Source organism: Ancylobacter pratisalsi, from assembly GCF_010669125.1.
Lineage (GTDB): Bacteria > Pseudomonadota > Alphaproteobacteria > Rhizobiales > Xanthobacteraceae > Ancylobacter > Ancylobacter pratisalsi.
In genome coordinates, this window is sequence record NZ_CP048630.1 from 3,977,332 (window position 1) to 3,994,199 (window position 16,868).

At 63.8% G+C, this 16,868-nt stretch carries 10 protein-coding genes; 4 read left to right on the forward strand and 6 right to left on the reverse strand.

The annotated features are described in order from the left end of the window. Positions 1–16 precede the first annotated feature (16 nt). The 6 genes from G3A50_RS18585 to G3A50_RS18610 all read right to left on the reverse strand — a co-directional run bounded on the left by G3A50_RS18585 (position 17) and on the right by G3A50_RS18610 (position 6,473). Positions 17–811 (reverse strand): ABC transporter permease, encoded by a 795-nt coding sequence (locus G3A50_RS18585; RefSeq protein ID WP_163076632.1) that lies wholly within the window; start codon positions 809–811, stop codon positions 17–19. After that, positions 808–1,665: an ABC transporter ATP-binding protein gene (locus tag G3A50_RS18590; RefSeq protein WP_425483420.1), complete on the reverse strand. Its 858-nt coding sequence runs from the start codon at positions 1,663–1,665 to the stop codon at positions 808–810. Before G3A50_RS18590 ends, G3A50_RS18585 begins: the two co-directional genes overlap by 4 nt. 28 nt (positions 1,666–1,693) lie before the next feature. Then, complete coding sequence (locus tag G3A50_RS18595) at positions 1,694–2,644, reverse strand: hydroxymethylglutaryl-CoA lyase (protein WP_163076633.1); 951 nt, start codon at positions 2,642–2,644, stop codon at positions 1,694–1,696. After that, entirely contained in the window at positions 2,641–3,885 is a 1,245-nt protein-coding gene (locus G3A50_RS18600) for a CaiB/BaiF CoA transferase family protein (RefSeq protein WP_163076634.1), read from the reverse strand. The genes G3A50_RS18595 and G3A50_RS18600 overlap by 4 nt, the downstream gene beginning before the upstream one ends. 104 nt (positions 3,886–3,989) lie before the next feature. Then, a complete protein-coding gene (locus G3A50_RS18605) occupies positions 3,990–4,976 on the reverse strand; it encodes a LysR family transcriptional regulator (protein WP_246251869.1) in 987 nt (328 codons plus the stop codon). A 612-nt stretch (positions 4,977–5,588) separates the two neighbouring features. After that, complete coding sequence (locus tag G3A50_RS18610; RefSeq protein ID WP_163077835.1) at positions 5,589–6,473, reverse strand: transglutaminase family protein; 885 nt, start codon at positions 6,471–6,473, stop codon at positions 5,589–5,591. Between the two features lie 343 nt (positions 6,474–6,816). Here G3A50_RS18610 and G3A50_RS18615 point away from each other — a divergent pair, with 343 nt between their 5' ends. The 4 genes from G3A50_RS18615 (at position 6,817) to G3A50_RS18630 (ending at position 16,734) form a co-directional block, all read left to right on the forward strand. Then, complete coding sequence (locus tag G3A50_RS18615; protein WP_163076635.1) at positions 6,817–7,029, forward strand: cold-shock protein; 213 nt, start codon at positions 6,817–6,819, stop codon at positions 7,027–7,029. A gap of 340 nt (positions 7,030–7,369) precedes the next feature. After that, the gene (locus tag G3A50_RS18620) at positions 7,370–7,630 is read left to right on the forward strand and encodes a hypothetical protein (protein ID WP_163076636.1); all 261 of its coding nucleotides are present in this window, start codon (positions 7,370–7,372) and stop codon (positions 7,628–7,630) included. Positions 7,631–7,658: 28 nt separating this feature from the next. Next, entirely contained in the window at positions 7,659–8,045 is a 387-nt protein-coding gene (locus tag G3A50_RS18625) for a hypothetical protein (RefSeq protein ID WP_210255170.1), read from the forward strand. 136 nt (positions 8,046–8,181) lie between these two features. Beyond that, the gene (locus G3A50_RS18630) at positions 8,182–16,734 is read left to right on the forward strand and encodes a glycoside hydrolase family 94 protein (RefSeq protein WP_163076637.1); all 8,553 of its coding nucleotides are present in this window, start codon (positions 8,182–8,184) and stop codon (positions 16,732–16,734) included. Positions 16,735–16,868 lie beyond the last annotated feature (134 nt).

Below are 16,868 nucleotides of genomic sequence, written 5' to 3' on the forward strand. Positions count from 1 at the left end.
CTTGTCGGTTTCGTTGTCAGTTCTGCTCGCCCGTCGGCTGGGGCCGCCACACGAGAAGGCGTCGCTCGACCCGGGTCACGCCCACGTCGATGACAAGCACGAAGGCGGCGAGAATGACCATGCCGGCAAACACGCCGGTCACGTCGAAAACGCCCTCTGCCTGATGGATGAGGTAGCCCAGCCCCGCCGACGAGCCGAGATATTCGCCCACCACCGCACCGACCAGCGCGAAGCCGACCGAGGTGTGCAGCGAAGAGAACATCCAGGACAGGGCAGAGGGCCAGTACACGTTACGAAACAGCTGGCGCTCGTTCATTCCCATCATGCGGGCATTGGCGAGAACGACCGGGCTCACCTCTTTCACGCCCTGATAGACGTTGAAGAACACGATGAAGAACACCAGCGTGACGCCCAGCGCGACCTTCGACCAGATGCCGAGGCCGAGCCACAGCATGAAGATCGGCGCCAGAACAACGCGCGGAAGGGCGTTAGCCATCTTCACATAGGGGTCGAATACCGCCGCAACGGTCGGCTTGCGGGCGAACCAGAAGCCGATGACGATGCCGCCTACCGAGCCGATGATGAAGGCCAGCACAGTTTCGGTGAGGGTGATCCGCAGGTGCTTCCAGATCACGCCGGTCGCGAACAGTTCGTAGACCCGGGAGATCACATCCCAGGGCTTGGAGAAGAAGAACTCCGGCAGCAGATAGTCGCCGCCGATCGGCACGGTCGCGCCGAACTGCCAGAAGGCGATCACGGCAACGGCGACGAGGATCTGCAGCAGAAGCAGCTTCGCGGGGTGCGTCTTCATGAGGGCATGTCCTCCCCGTAGGTCTTTGCAACTTCGCTCTTCAGCTGATCCCAGATCTGCCGGTGCAGATCATGGAAGCCCGGGTCGAGCCGGATCTCGGCGGTATCGCGCGGACGAGCGAGATCAATCGGGAAGTTACCGATGATCCGCGCCTCGGGTCCGGCCGACATGATGACGACGCGATCCGACAGCGCGATGGCTTCCTCCAGATCGTGGGTGACGAACATCACCGCCTTGCGGTCCTGAGCCCACAGGTTCAGCAGCAGCGTTCCCATTATCTGCCGCGTCTGGGCATCGAGTGGGCCGAACGGCTCGTCCATCAGCAGGATCTTGGGGTGACGCACCAGCACCTGGGCGAGGCCGACGCGTTTGCGCTGGCCGCCGGAAAGCTGATGGGGGTAGCGGTCGGCGAAACGCGACAGTCCGACCTTCTTCAGCCAGTTCTGGGCCTCGGCCAGCGCGTCGGCGCGGCGCGTGCCATTGATCTCGAGCGCGATCGCGACATTGTCGAGCGCCGATTTCCACGGCATCAGCGCGTCCTGCTGGAACAGGTAGCCGGCCTGCGGGTTCAGCCCGGCGAGAGGCTCGCCGAAGATCGTGACCTTGCCGCCAGCAGGCGTCAGTAGCCCGGCCGTCGCGTTGAGCAGGGTCGACTTTCCGCAGCCCGTCGGGCCGACAATGGCGACGAACTCGCCTTCGCGCACGTGGAGCGATGTCGGCGCAACCGCTTTGTAGACGGGCTGCCCCTTCATCGCGAAGCTGATGCTCACGTCGTCGAGCGCCACCGCCAGCGGTGCGGTGGCGGCGACGGGCGACATCGGCTCGGCGGGCTGGTGCCGCACGGCTGTGTCCATGTCATATCCTCCCATTCGGCGCTTCTTGTTATTTCGCCGCGAGGTGAATGTCTGCCGGGGCAGGGTGGAGATCACCGCTCCGACCCGCTTTGGCAACCTGTCCGGGGATGTCGTGACCGAGCAAGGCTGGCAGGCTCCGCGCGAGCGCGAGGAGACCTGCAAGATCGACCCCGGTGGGGATGCCCATCTCGTCCAGCATGTGGACCAGATCCTCGGTCGAGATGTTGCCGGTCGCGCCCGGCGCGAAAGGGCAGCCGCCAATGCCGCCGAGCGAGGCATCGAAACGGTCCGCGCCGACACTGAGCGCGGAGACGACGTTGGCCAGTCCCATCCCGCGCGTATTGTGAAAATGAAGCGTCAGCGGCACGGATCCGAACCGGCGGCGAAATGCCGATACGAGGTCCGCGACCTGCCGGGGATTGGCCATGCCGGTGGTGTCGGCAAGGGTGATGGAATCGAGGCCTAGGGAGAGGTAGTCCTCCGCCAGCTTCAGCACCTTCGCCTCGGGCTGCTTCCCCTCAAAGGGGCAGCCGAAGGCGGTGGCGATGGAGCCGTTAAGCGTGGCTGGCGTACCGCGGGCGGATTCGACGATCGTGCGGAAACCTTCAAGCGACTGCTCGGGCGTCATGCGCATGTTCGCGCGATTGTGGGTCTCGCTCACCGACATGACGAGGTTGAGCTCGTCCATATTGGCCGTCAGCGCCTCCTGCGCGCCGCGCAGGTTCGGCACCAGCGCGACATAGGTGACGCCGGGGCGGCGCTTGATCAACTTTGCCACGTCGCGCGCATCGGCGAGGTTCGGGACCGCCTTGGGCGAGACAAAGGACGTCACCTCGATCTTCGCCACTCCGGTCTGCGACAGCGCGTCAATCAGCGCGACCTTGTCCTGGGTCGGCAGGAAGCGGGGCTCGATCTGAAGACCGTCGCGCGTCACGACTTCCTGAATATAGACGTGCCCGGGTAAGTTCTCCCACGTCATGCGCCGTCTCCTTCGGCGTCCGAGCGCGCCACCACGCCGCTGGCGACGAGGGTTTCTATCTCACTGGGGTCATAGCCGAGCCCGGCCATCAGTGCGGATGTGTGTTCGCCGAGCCTGGGGCCGGCCCAGTTCACCACGCCGGGCGTTTCCGACAGTTTGGGCACGATGCCAGGCATCTTCACGTTGGTCCCATCGGGAAGCTGCGAGGGCAGGATCATATCGCGGCTGAGGTATTGCGGGTCGCTAATGATGTCGGCGACCGAATAGATCCGCCCGTTGGGAACGTCGGCTCGGTCCAGCGCCGCGGTGACCTCCTCGATGGAATGACGCCGCGTCCATTCGGTGATGACGCCGTCGATCTCCTCGACATGGGTCACACGGCCATCATTCGAAGCGAGGCGGGGGTCGTTGGCGAGATCCGCGCGACCGATCGCCGTCATAAGTCTCTTGAAGATGGCGTCGCCATTGCCGGCGACGATCACATAGCTGCCTTCGGCAGTGGGGTAGGAGTTCGACGGCGCAATGCCCGGAAGAGAGCCGCCGGACCGTTCGCGCACATATCCCATGAGGTCGTATTCGGGAACGAGGCTCTCCATCATGTTGAAGACGCTCTCGAACAGCGACACGTCGACCACCTGTCCCGCCCCGTGCCCCGACTTGATGCGCACCAGCGCCATCAAGGCGCCCATCACCGCGTGAAGGGCGGCGAGGGAGTCGCCGATGGAAATGCCGGTGCGCGCCGGCGGGCGATCCGGGTCACCGGTGGTGAAGCGCATGCCACCCATCGCCTCGCCCACCGAGCCGAAGCCGGGGCGCTCGCGGTAGGGGCCGTCCTGGCCGAAGCCGGAAATCCGGACCATGACCAGGTTGGGATTGATCTCCTTGAGGACATCCCAACCCATGCCCCAGCGCTCCAGCGTGCCGGGACGAAAATTCTCGATCAGCACATCCGCGTCCCGCACTAGGCGGCGGACGATCTCCTGGCCCTCAGGCACGCGAAGATTGATGGCAATGGACTTCTTGTTGCGCGACTGCAGGTACCACCACAGGGATGTGCCGTTGTGGAGCTTGCGCCATTTGCGAATGGGATCGCCTTCGCCCGGAGCTTCGACCTTGATGACTTCCGCACCGAATTCCGCCATCAGCCGCGCAGCAAAAGGGGCGGCGATCAGGTTGCCGAGCTCGACAACGCGAATTCCGGCAAGCGGACCCCCATTCGGGATCTCTGCGGATCCTTCCATATGCGACGCTCCTCCCAGATATGCTTTTTTTTGCTCTATCGGTCGAAAGCCGCCGCAGGTCCAATAGTCTTTAGACAAAGACCGTTCGCGATACGCGAACGGTCTCAGTCGATCGTGCGGCGCACACGACGCTCCGACCGGTCCTTGGCACGCAGGTGTTCGAGCAACAACCGCGCCGTCGGCGGCAGGCTCTCGACCTCGCGCACGACCAGCTTGAGCTGTCGCCGGGCCCATGGGTCGCGCAGCGGAATCGCTTTCAAATTCATGCTCTTGCCCAGAATATCGAAGGCTCGATCGGGAATGATGCCAAGGCCCATATTGGCTTGCACCATGCGGCACACGGCGTCGAAGCCGGGTACATGCACGCGCAGCTTGATGCTTCGTCCCGCGAGGCTGGCGGCGTATTGCGAGCGCAGGAAGATGGAACTGGCCGCGTGCAGGCCGATGAAGTCGAAATCAAGCGTCTCCTCGAAAGAGACGCGCTCGTGGCCGGCCAGTGGATGATCCCGGCGGGCGACGACGACCAGCCGGTCCCGGCGGTAGCGGAAGGTCTCAAGCGACCGGCTTTCGATGTCTCCTGCGCATATGCCGATGTCGGCCGCGCCCTCCTCGATGCCGCGCACCACGTCCGAGCTGGGGCATTCCTGGAGGTCGAAGCGCAGCAAGCTGTGCGTTTCCAGAAACGCCGGCAGGTCCTCCGGCAGGAATTGGACGATGGCGGAGAGGTTGGCCAGCATGCGCACGTGACCGCGCACGCCCATCGAGTATTCTCCCAGTTCGGCGCCCATCTTCTCGATGGTTCGTATTGTGATGCGGGCATGGTGCAACAGCGTTTCGCCGGCCGGGGTAAGCGCCATGCCGCGCGCTAACCGGTCGAATAGGGACACGCCGAGGATCCCCTCCAGATCGGACAGTCGCTTGGAGACCGCGGAGGCGGCAATCCCTTCACGCAGGGCCGCGCGTGTCAGCGAGCCCTCCTCGCAAATGGCGATGAAAAGCCGAAGCGACGTCAGGTCGACGCGCCGGAGAAACTGCTGCATCGCCGATTCCGACGGTTCTGCCGGTGCGGCCTCTGTCAGTGTGATCTGCATGAGGCCCTCCCGGTGCCACATCGTGCCTCTCGGCCGGCAAGACTGGCTGCTCTATCGTTCGGATCGTGGCGACCAATATGACCGTTTGACCCTTGGCTTCATTGCCGTCATGCCGGTCGGTAGCATTTATAGCCACTCCTATGAGTGTGCGACCAGAACAGCCACCGTGGCCGCCCAGGCTTTCGATGGTGGGGAGCACTGTAGGGTCGCTCCCCGCACTGTCACTTTGTGCGCCGCGGCGGCGAATTTGCGTGCGCTCCTTGCCCAGCAAGGGACGAGGTGATCGGCGATGTCGACCTCTCGCCGGTGACAAATCGTGGGAAGCTCAATGGCTGGCGTTGGCTTGGGGTGGTTTCGCTTCCCCCCCGCGGGGTGGAGGTGTTGGCAGCCTGCGCGGCCGGCAAAGTACTCAAGCGGCGACGGCGCAAGGAGCGGTCGGGTGCGTTGTGCTGGGTGATCTCGGCCACTACTGTTGCTTCGGGTACGAAAGCGACGTCTTACTGCGATAGGAAAGGCCTCTCCGGGAGCGCTTTTTGCCGATGAGGTGCGGTGCCCGTGCGCCGGTTGCTGGAATGACCGCCAGACAGCGTTCGGCAGACACCACTTCGGACTTCATCGGGTTTCAGCTGCCGGTACGTCGCGGACGGAAACCTCCACCTCCATCGCTTCGAACGCATTGCTCATGCCAATAAACTCGCCGATTACCGGCATCACCTGACGGATGTCCCGGCCCACCGCGACAGGAATGAGGTTGGCCCCGCCGACGCTTTGGTTCGTCGGATCAAAGGTGATCCATCCGGCTCCGGGTACATAGACCTCCGCCCATGCATGAGTGGTTCCTGCGCCGGTTGAGCCCACGATCTCCTGGGAGGGATTGTGCAGATAGCCGGAGACGATCCGCGCACCGAACCCCAGCGTGCGGACAGCCTCGATGAGCAGCACGGCCATGTCGCGGCATGATCCCCAGCCGCGGTCGAGGGTCTCTATCGGCGACTGGGTGCCTTCATCGTCGCGACCCTGATAGGAAATCCACGCAGCGACGCCGGAATTGATGTCCTTCAATAATGCCAGAGTGTCGGTGGGAGCGCTTCGGACGAACGCCTGGCTCCATGCTCGCAGTCTTCCCGTCGGATCGGGATATTGGGGCGTCGTCAGGGCGCCGAGATCTGTCCATTCGTCCAGGCTGTACTGGAAGGGATAGAAAATCGCCGATGCGGCGACCTCGAAGACCGGCCATTCCACGGCATCGAGTTCGATCTCAGAGATGCTCTCGATCATCAGCCTGTCGGTCATCGCGTGAAATGTCGCGGTCGCGACCATGTTTCCGGCGACGTCGTGCGCCCATGTCACCATCGCCTCCGGTTCGACGATCAGTTCCATGGAGCCCAGTCTAAGCTCGCGGGACTCCCGCGGGCGCAACATGAGGCAATGGGGGCGCAGGCTCACGGAGCGGTTGTAGCGATAGGTCGTCCGGTGCCGAATTCTCAACCTGATCACTGAAATCTCCCGCTTCATCTGCTGCCGCCTTCAATGGGCAACGCCGCGTCTCGAGCCGGTGCTCGCTGTGCCTCATGTTCCGCAATGCGCGAACACGTTGGGGGCCATTCTCAATGCTGGAACGACACCAGGCATAAGAAAAAATGGTTCGAATATTAAAAACCCGCCGCGCTTGTAATATCCATCTTGAGAGCACATATTAATTCAGTCGATAAACGGCAAGATGAACGTCTATCTCTCGAACGCTTTTTCGGGTCATTAGGTTCTCTCTTCCTGAAAATGCGATTTCGACGGTCTGCGTTTTTGCGGGCAAGCCAGAATAATAATTATAAAGGGGTTTCCCATGACCACGGGAACCGTAAAATGGTTCAACGCTCAGAAGGGCTTTGGATTCATCGCGCCGGATGACGGCGGTAGCGACGCGTTTGTTCACATCAGTGCTGTGGAGCGCGCCGGCATGAGCGATCTGCGCGAAGGTCAGAAGGTGGGCTTTGAGCTCGTCGCTGACCAGAGAAGCGGTAAGATGTCCGCCGACAGGCTCCAGTCGATCAGTTGATGGCACGACATCGGCGGGCGCCCGATCTTCGGGTTCGCCGATAACACATCGCCTCGCCGGTCGACCACGGATGTACTGGCGGCCAGGACGAACGATGAATATGCGATCCGAGGCGCCTTGCGCCTTGTGGCCCCGTGCCTCCCGCAGGTCGCGGGGCTTTTCGTTCTGACGTCGCCCGGTCAATGCGACATGGAGAGTACGTCAGGGCCAAGGGCCAGCTGCGCGGTAATCGCGAGGCGAGGAAGCCGAAGAAAATCAGGGGGCCTGTCGTCGTTGGCTCGCCCGAAGACAGGCAGCTCGCATCGATCAGGCCGCCGAAAAAGAAGGGCTGAGCATCGCCATGACGATTCGAACCCGCGAAACCACGGTGACGTTCAGGCATCCATTCAAGTTGAGCGGCATCGATAGTCCGCAGCCGGCCGGGACTTATCGACTTGTGATCGACGAAGAGGCGATTCCGGACCTCACCTTCCTCGCTTATCGGCGTTCCGCAACGATGCTCCATACGCCGGCCATCATCACACCGGGCAATTCCGGCCAGGTCCATGTGGTCAATTCCGACGAGCTGACAAAAGCGCTGGAAGACGACGCCCGGACCTAACAGCACACCCGACAAGGAGAAAGCGGCCATGGACTATCTTGGTGGACTTCGTGGGACCGGCCAGCTTCTCTGCGCAGGAGCAGCGGTCGCGCTGACGCACTATGATTTCGACGGTTATCTCTCAAATTCCGGCCAGGTCATGAGCTGCGGCGAGATCCGCCTGCCGGCCTCGACGCTGAAACAGGTATTCGGTCGGGACGATCTGAGCCTGCGCACGGACGAAGGTCGATTGCTGAATCTTCGCTTCTCCGAGAAGCGCCTGTCGCCGGACGGGGGCGCCGCGCATGTCGACCTCGTGGGCGAACTGCCGGCGGCTCAACATTGGCACCGGCGTTCAGGCTGGCGCGCGCCTCAGGCTGCTGCTGCGGTGCCGTCTTCGAACCGTCCGCTTCATTCCGGCGTCGCACGCGCATAGCCGGCACGCCTCGGTCGCGCCGTCGTCCGTCCTTCGGCCACGTTGCGTTCGAACAGACTTGCTGTTTGTCGACGGCTATGGCCCTCGACCGCCGCCTGCCCATGCCTCTCGCGCCACGCCGGACCGGAAGGTATCCATGAACCCGATCGCTGATCTTCGCCGCTGCTATGAAACCCAGCTTTCGACGTGGCGGGGGCGCCCGTGGAGAGGCTCTGTCTGGGACGACACGTCGCCAATCCGCGAGGAGCTGTTCGGCGCCGAGCGGTTGGAACAACATGCAAGAAGTCTGGCGAGAGCCCAGTCGATCACGTTGCCACCGCCATCCGTGCCCTCGCTGCACGCGCGGCTGAGAAGCAACGCCAGCGTCCTGCTCACTGCCTATCGGGCGACAGCGGGAGACGCAGAAGCCCATCGCACCGTGGTGCCCGCGGCTGAATGGCTGCTCGACAATTATCATCTCATCGAGGAGCAGATCCGCGAAATTCGCGATGACCTGCCACCGGGTTACTACAGGCAGCTACCCAAGCTCGCCGACGGGCCGTTCGCCGGCTATCCCAGGGTGCTTGGCCTTGCATGGGCTTATGTTGCCCATACCGACAGCCATTTCGATCCCGAGATGCTGCGCCGCTTTATCGCGGCCTATCAACAGGTACAGCCGCTGACCATCGGCGAACTGTGGGCGGTGGCGATCACGCTGCGCATCGTACTCATCGAAAACCTGCGTCGGCTAGCCGACCAGATCACCGCTGGACGCCAGGCGCGTCGTGAGGCCGACCTCCTTGCGGACCAGCTGCGCGCCTCCGGAGAGGCCCGGACGGCGCTCGACGCGGACATACTGATCCGTTCTCCGGAGCCTTTGTCGGCAGCGTTCGCGGCCCAGCTGGTCAAGCGTCTCAGGGACCAGGACCCCCGGACGACTCCCGCGCTGGGATGGCTGGAGACGCGACTGGCAGCACAGGGCAGCTCGGTCGAGGGCGTGGTCCAGCACGCTCAGCAGCGGCTGGGCGCTTCCAATGTCAGCGTGCGGAATGTCATCACCAGCATGCGGCTGATCTCGGACATCGACTGGGCCGAACTGTTCGAGAGCGTCAGCCTGGTCGATGAAAGGCTGGGTGCGGGCAGCGCCTTCGCCACGATGGATTTCCCCACACGCGATCTCTACCGAAACGCGATCGAGCAACTTGCCCGCGCCTCGTCGGAGTCCGAGTTGGGCATTGCCAATTTGGCACTGGAAGCCGTGGCTGCCGCACAATCTGCCCAGTCACAGCAGGGGTCGTCCGACCCGGCCTGCGATCCCGGCTACTATCTCATCGGCTATGGGCGGAATGCGTTCGAGCGGACGGTCAACTTCCGCCCGCCGGTGCGTCTTCGTCTCAGTCGCCTCAGCATCCGGCTGGGGATCGGGGGCTATGTCGGCACCATTCTCGCGGTTACCTGCGTACTGGTCGGGCTGGCGCTTTACGCTCTTTCGTCGTCGGGACTGTCGCTGGGGTGGCTGGTGACACTCGCCCTGGTTGGCTTCATCCCGGCCAGCGAGGTTGCGACCGCCATGGTGAACCGCGCCGTCGCCTTGTTGTTCGGCGCGACCAGTCTGCCCGGTTTGGAACTTGCGGGCGGCGTGCCGCCCTCGCTGCGCACCCTTGTCGCCGTGCCGACGCTCCTCACCAACGAGGCGGATCTTCGCGAACAGGTCGAGCGGCTCGAGGTTCACTTTCTCTCCGGTGCCGGCGGGGATCTCACTTTTGCCTTGCTCTCTGACGGCGTCGATGCCGATGGCGAAGTCATGATTGGCGACGCGCCGCTTTTGGAGTGCGCGTCGCAGGCGATCGAGCAGTTGAACCTGCGTCACGGGCCAGGTCCGGGTGGCGATCGCTTCCTGCTGTTGCATCGTCGACGCCGGTTCAATCCAGCCGAAGGCAAATGGATGGGATGGGAGCGCAAGCGGGGCAAGCTGCATGAGCTCAACCGTCTGCTGCGCGGAGCCGACGATACGTCCTTCATGACTGTCGCGGGGCATGCGCCTCGCGTTCCGGCGGACGTGCGCTACGTCATCACACTCGACGCCGATACGCGGCTTCCGCGTGACGCGGCGCTCCGACTGATCGGCAAGATGGCACATCCGCTGAACCGGCCGATGTTCAGCCCCGCTGAGCAGCGTGTCGTCGGGGGCTACGGCATTCTCCAGCCGCGGGTCACGCCCTCGCTGCCGATAGGCCGCGAAGGCTCATTCTACCAGAGGGTCATTTCCGGCGGCGGTGGCATGGACCCTTATGCCGCGGCGGTTTCCGACGTCTATCAGGATCTGTTCGGTGAAGGTTCCTACACCGGCAAGGGCATCTATGAGGTGGACGCCTTCGAGGCCTCGCTGGCGGGACGCATTCCTGAGAATACGCTGCTCAGCCACGATCTCTTCGAGGGTGTCTTCGCACGCGCGGGGCTGGCCTCGGATGTCGAGGTCGTGGAGGAGTTCCCCTCGCGGTATGATGTCGTCGCCAAGCGGCAACATCGCTGGATGCGCGGCGACTGGCAGCTGCTCCCGTGGATCTTCGGACACGGAACCGGACCGCGTGCGCTGACCCCGGTGGGGCGGGGGAAGATGCTCGACAACCTCCGGCGCTCCACGCATGCGCCGCTCACATTGTCGGCCATGTGCCTCTGCTGGCTGTTTCCGATGCCTGCAGCGCTTATCGGTACGCTGTTGACCCTTGGCACTATAGCCGTTCCCGCTTTCCTGCCGATCGTCTTCCGCCTGATCCCGCGCCGCCCCGATGTGCGGATGCGAAGTCACCTCGCCGGGTTGATGGATGATGTGAATCTTGCCGCCGCCCAGACATGGCTGGCGCTCGTCTTTCTTCCCGATCAGGCTTGGCGTGCCGCTGATGCAGGGGTTCGCACACTGGTGCGGGTGCTTGTGACGCGCCGACATCTGCTGGAATGGACGACGTCCGCCACGTCCTCCGCTGGCCCGCAACTGGACCTCCTCGGTTTCTACCGGCAGATGGCGTGCTCCAGCGTCCTGACCCTCGTCTTGGCGGCTGGCGCTCTCGCGCTGGCGCCGTCCTCCTGGCCTCTTGTCTTGCCGTTTACGTTGCTCTGGTCGAGCGCGCCCCTTATCGCGCGATGGGCGAGCCGCTCCCCCAAAGTGTCGCGTCGGCTGGTGCTCGGAAATTCCGACGCGCGTGACTTGCGGCTGATCGCTCGGCGTACCTGGAGGTATTTTGAGACCTTCGTGACGCCGGACGACAACATGCTGCCGCCGGACAATTTCCAGGAGGTGCCGAAGCCGGTCATCGCCCATCGGACGTCACCGACGAATATCGGCCTTTATCTACTCGCTGCCGTCGCCGCCCGTGACTTTGGCTGGGCCGGCACCATCGAGACTATCGAGCGGCTGGAAGCGACGTTCGGGACGCTGAAGAAGTTGCCGCGCTTCCGCGGGCACTTTTTCAACTGGTATGAAACCCGTCACCTTGCGGCACTGCCGCCGGACTATGTCTCATCGGTCGACAGCGGTAATTTCGCCGGCCACCTCATCGCGCTGGCCAATGCCTGCGAAGAATGGACGGACGCACCAGTCGCCGAGAATGCGCGCTCAGGGATTGCCGATGTGCTCGCGTTGGCGCGAGCGGCAATCGCTGCCTTGCCGACAGCCGGGAGCCTGCAGGGGCGAGCGTTGACCGAGGCCCTGGACGAAATCGACGCCCAGCTTAACGGCGTGCAGGCCTTCGAGGCCGTAGCTCCGATTCTGAAACGGCTGGCGGACAGGGCCGCGCGTATCGCGCAGGAGATGTTCCCCGCGACCGGCAACAAGAGCTTCGCGGACTTCGCGTACTGGATCGACGCGCTTGGCAAAGCGGTTGGCGAGCATGAACGCGACCGACGGCACCTCTTGCAGAGCGATGCAGCGACAAGAACTCGCCTGACCGTGCTCGCCGACACGGCGCGGACCATGGCGATGGAGATGGATTTCGCTTTCCTGCTCGATCCCGAGCGGAAACTGCTGTCGATCGGCTATTCGCTCGCCGAGAACGGTCTCGATCCAAGTTGCTACGACCTTCTGGCCTCCGAAGCACGGCTGGCCAGCCTGTTTGCCATCGCAAAGGGCGATGTCCCCAGCCGCCATTGGTTCCGGCTCGGTCGGTTGGCGACCCCGCTGGGCAATGGTTCCGCACTGATTTCGTGGTCCGGATCCATGTTCGAGTACCTCATGCCGTCGCTGGTGATGCGGGCGCCAGCGGGGAGCGTACTCGAACAGACCAACCGCCTCGTGGTTCAGCGGCAGCAATCCTATGGGCGGTCGCTTGGCATTCCGTGGGGCATGTCCGAATCCGCCTATAATGCGCGCGATATCGAGTTCACCTATCAGTATGCCAATTTCGGTGTGCCGGGGCTCGGCCTGAAGCGCGGTCTGTCGGAGAACGTCGTGGTCGCTCCCTATGCCACCGGGCTCGCCAGCATGGTGGATCCCGAGCACGCACGGGAAAACTATGCCCGGCTCGCGGGATTGGGCGCGCAGGGCATCTATGGCTTCTATGAGGCCCTGGATTTCACGCGGTCACGGCTGCCGGAAGGTGAGGAGGTGGCCATTGTCCGCAGCTTCATGGCGCACCACCAGGGCATGACCATCGTTGCGATCGCCAACACGCTTCTGGGTGGCGAGATGCGGGCCAGATTCCATCGTGAACCGATGATCCGCGCCAGCGAGCTTCTGCTGCAGGAACGCTCGCCGCGCGACGTTGTTGTGGCCCGTCCCCGCGCCGAAGAGGTTCGGGCCGCCGCTGCCGATGCCCGAAGCGAGAGCGTGACGGTGCGCCGCCTGACCACGCCTGCCGACGGCGCGCCGGTGACGCATCTGCTCTCCAATGGCAGCTACGCCGTCATGATGACGGCGGATGGTGGCGGCTACAGCCGTTGGCGAGATATCGCGGTGACCCGCTGGCGCGAGGACGCCACATGTGACGACTGGGGCTCCTTCATTTTCCTTCGGGACATGAAGAGCGGCAACGTCTGGTCCGCCACGACACGGCCGATGGCGGGCGAAACGGGCGAAAGTAACGTTGTATTCGGCGAGGACCATGCCGAGTTCATCCGTCACGATGCCGGCCTGACGACGACGATGGATGTCATCGTTTCCGGCGAACACAATGGCGAGGTGCGCCGCGTTTCGCTGACCAATACCGGACGGCGAAGCCGCGAGGTCGAACTGACCTCGTATGCGGAGCTGGTTCTCGCGACCCCGGCCACCGACAATGCTCACCCGGCCTTTGCCAAAATGTTCGTCGAGACGGAGCATCTGCCGGAATTCGGCGCCCTCGTCGCCACACGGCGACTGCGCACGCCGGGTGAGACGCAGATATGGGCCGCGCATTTCGCGGTGGTGGAGGGCGAGGTCGCTTCCGATCCGCAGTACGAGACCGCCCGAGCCAATTTCATTGGACGCGGGCGCCGCATCAATGCCGCCGAAGCGATGTCGGATGGTTGTCCGCTGTCGAACACCGTCGGCCGGGTGCTGGACCCGGTCTTCTCGCTACGCCAGAGCGTACGTATCGCCCCCGGCAAGATTGCGCGTGTCGCCTTCTGGACCGTGGTGGCGTCGACGCGGGAGGAGCTTCTCGATCTGATCGACACGCATCATGATCGCAGTGCATTCGACCGTGCGCGGACACTGGCCTGGACCCAGGCCCAGGTTCAGCTCCGCCATATCGATGTGGACATGGGTGAGGCTGCCGACTTCCAGTGGCTTGCCGCGCCATTGCTCTATGCCGACCGGCGTTTCAGGTCGGCATCGGAGACCATCATTCGCGGAGCCGGCCCGCAACAGGGGCTCTGGCAGCACGCGATCTCCGGTGATCTGCCGATCGTGCTCCTGCGAATCGACGATATCGAGGACATTGCCCAGGTTCGCCAGTTGCTGCGCGCGCGTGAATATTGGCGAATGAAGCGGCTCGCCGTCGACCTCGTCATCATCAATGAGCGCGCCTCCTCTTATGTGCAGGACCTTCAGATCGCCATAGAGACGGCCGTGCGCACCAACGCGTCTCATCCGCTCGTCGGCGACGAACAGGCCAAGGGCTCGATCCACGTGCTTCGTGCCGACCTCATGAGTGTGGAGTCGCGCGCACTGCTGCAGTCTGTCGCTCGTGTCGTGCTTGTGGCGCGGCGTGGAACCATCGCCGATCAGCTCGCTCGCGTGCGCCGAACGTCGGCTGCTCCCTCCGTTCGTCCGCGTGTCCGGCTGCTGCCCGCGATGCAGAATCCGACGCCGTGGCGCCAGCCACTGAGTCTCGAGTTCTTCAATGGCCTTGGAGGCTTCGATAAGGATGGGCGTGAGTACGTGACCATCCTGGAGCGGGGGGCCACGACACCCGCTCCCTGGATCAACGTTGTTGCCAATGCCGGCTTCGGATTCCAGGTGTCCGCGGAGGGCGGCGGTTACAGCTGGGCCCAGAATAGCCGGGAAAACCAGCTCACCCAATGGTCGAACGACGCGGTCGTGGATCCCGTGGGCGAGGCGATCTATGTGCGCGACGAAGTGAGTGGGGATCTTTGGTGCCCGACCGCGCTCCCCATCCGCGACAAGGGGGTTTATGTCGCGCGACATGGCTTCGGCTATAGCCGTTTTGAGCATGAGGCGAACGGTGTGGCGCTCGACCTGCTGCAGTTCGTGCCGCTGGACGATCCCATCAAGATTTCCCGGTTGACGTTGACCAACCGCTCGGGGCGGCCGCGACGGCTTTCCATCACGGCCTACACAGAATGGGTGCTCGGTGCCCTGCGTGGTGTCTCCGCTCCGTTCATCACGACAGAAATTGACGAACAGAACGGGGCGATGCTGGCGCGCAACCGCTGGAATGCGACCTACGGCTCCCGCGTCGCCTTCGCCGATCTCGCTGGGCGGCAGACGGCCTGGACCGCTGACCGTGCGGAATTCCTCGGCCGCGACGGCGGCCTCATCTCACCGCTCGGTCTCGTGGGCACGGTGCCACTTTCGGGCACGACCGGCGCGGGACTTGATCCGTGTGCCGCGCTGCAGACGGTGGTCGAACTCGGCATAGACGAGACGGTGGAGGTGGTGGCGTTCCTTGGCCAATGCGGGTCAGCGGATGAAACACGGGCACTGATTTCACGCTATCGCCAGGCCGACCTCGACGCCGTTCTCGCAACGGTGACGGCTCACTGGAGGGAGGTGCTCGGCACCGTTCAAGTGAAGACGCCGGACCGGGCGATGGACATCATGCTCAACGGCTGGCTGCTCTACCAGACGCTTGCCTGCCGCATCACTGCGCGTTCGGCCTTCTACCAGGCCAGCGGCGCGTACGGGTTCCGTGACCAATTGCAGGACGGCATGGCCCTGACACTGGCGCTGCCGGCGGAGGCCCGCAGCCATATCCTGCGCGCCGCCGGGCGGCAGTTCGTCGAGGGCGACGTCCAGCATTGGTGGCTGCCCCAATCGGGCCAAGGTGTACGCACACGCATATCCGACGATCACGTGTGGCTTGCCTTCGCGGCAGCGACCTATGTCGACAGCACAGGCGATGCCACCATTCTCGACCAGAGTGTGCCCTATCTCGACGGGCCGAAATTGCGGCCGGAAGAGCATGAGCATTTCTTCCAACCCATGCCAGCGGAGACGTCAGATACGCTCTTCGAGCATTGCGCCCGCGGTCTCGATCATGCCGTCACGCTTACCGGCCCTCTCGGCCTGCCATTGATGGGCACCGGCGACTGGAATGACGGCATGAATCGCGTCGGTGAAGGTGGCAAGGGCGAGAGTGTCTGGCTCGGATGGCTGCTGATCCGCACCATTGAGCTGTTCGCACCGATGGCCGAAAGCCGTGATCCCGAACGCGCGCGGCTGTGGCGCCGGCATGCGGCATCCGTCCGGCGGGCGCTGGAGCGCTCGGCCTGGGACGGGGACTGGTATCGCCGGGCCACCTTCGACGATGGGACCTGGCTTGGTTCGAAAGACAGCGGAGAGTGCCGGATCGACTCAATCGCGCAGTCCTGGGCGGTCTTGTCTGGCGCCGCCGATTCCCTGCGCGCCACGACGGCCATGGCCTCCCTCGAGCGCCATCTGGTTCTTACCGACGATAAGCTCGCTCTCCTGTTCACCCCTCCATTCGACCAGACGCCGCTGGATCCGGGTTACATCAAGGGTTATCCGCCCGGCTTGCGGGAAAATGGCGGTCAGTACAGTCATGCGGCCATGTGGGCGGTCCTCGCCTTTGCCAGGCTCGGCGCGGGCGACAGGGCTCACAACCTCTTCACACTTCTCAACCCGATCAACCACGCCCGCACGGCCCAAGACGCCCAGCGCTATAAGGTCGAGCCCTATGTGGTTGCCGCCGACATCTACTCCGTCGCCCCGCATGTCGGGCGCGGTGGCTGGACCTGGTACACCGGCTCAGCGGCCTGGATGCATCGGGCCGGCATTGAGGGCATCCTGGGCCTACGCCGGGAAGACGGCGTCCTCGTCATCGCGCCCTGCCTGCCTGTCGCATGGCCAGGATTCACGGCGACGGTGAGGATCGACTCCGCGGACTATAAGATCGACGTTCGCTCCCTCGACAAGGCCGACGAGGAGGGCAAACCTTATGCGGTGCTGGACGGTGTGCGCGTGCCGTCGCCCGATCGGTCCGTGAGAATACCGATTGATGGCGGGACCCATGACTTGGTGATGTTCATATGACCAGCGGCGCGCGCGGCCCGGAGCCGCGAAATGGCTCTGAAGTCGCATGCCGCCGATGCCTGGCAATCTGGGTATCCGAGGCCCGGCGCCTGACACAACGTGAAGCCGATCGCGCCCCACCACCGCGAGTTCTC

Excerpts from the sequence above, each read along its gene's own strand:
- G3A50_RS18620 (WP_163076636.1), top strand. The coding sequence starts at position 7,370 with ATGACGATTCGAACCCGCGAAACCACGGTGACGTTCAGGCATCCATTC.
- G3A50_RS18625 (WP_210255170.1), top strand. The coding sequence starts at position 7,659 with ATGGACTATCTTGGTGGACTTCGTGGGACCGGCCAGCTTCTCTGCGCA.
- G3A50_RS18630 (WP_163076637.1), top strand. The coding sequence starts at position 8,182 with ATGAACCCGATCGCTGATCTTCGCCGCTGCTATGAAACCCAGCTTTCG.
- G3A50_RS18585 (WP_163076632.1), bottom strand. The coding sequence starts at position 811 with ATGAAGACGCACCCCGCGAAGCTGCTTCTGCTGCAGATCCTCGTCGCC.
- G3A50_RS18590 (WP_425483420.1), bottom strand. The coding sequence starts at position 1,665 with ATGGACACAGCCGTGCGGCACCAGCCCGCCGAGCCGATGTCGCCCGTC.
- G3A50_RS18605 (WP_246251869.1), bottom strand. The coding sequence starts at position 4,976 with ATGCAGATCACACTGACAGAGGCCGCACCGGCAGAACCGTCGGAATCG.
- G3A50_RS18600 (WP_163076634.1), bottom strand. The coding sequence starts at position 3,885 with ATGGAAGGATCCGCAGAGATCCCGAATGGGGGTCCGCTTGCCGGAATT.
- G3A50_RS18595 (WP_163076633.1), bottom strand. The coding sequence starts at position 2,644 with ATGACGTGGGAGAACTTACCCGGGCACGTCTATATTCAGGAAGTCGTG.
- G3A50_RS18615 (WP_163076635.1), top strand. The coding sequence starts at position 6,817 with ATGACCACGGGAACCGTAAAATGGTTCAACGCTCAGAAGGGCTTTGGA.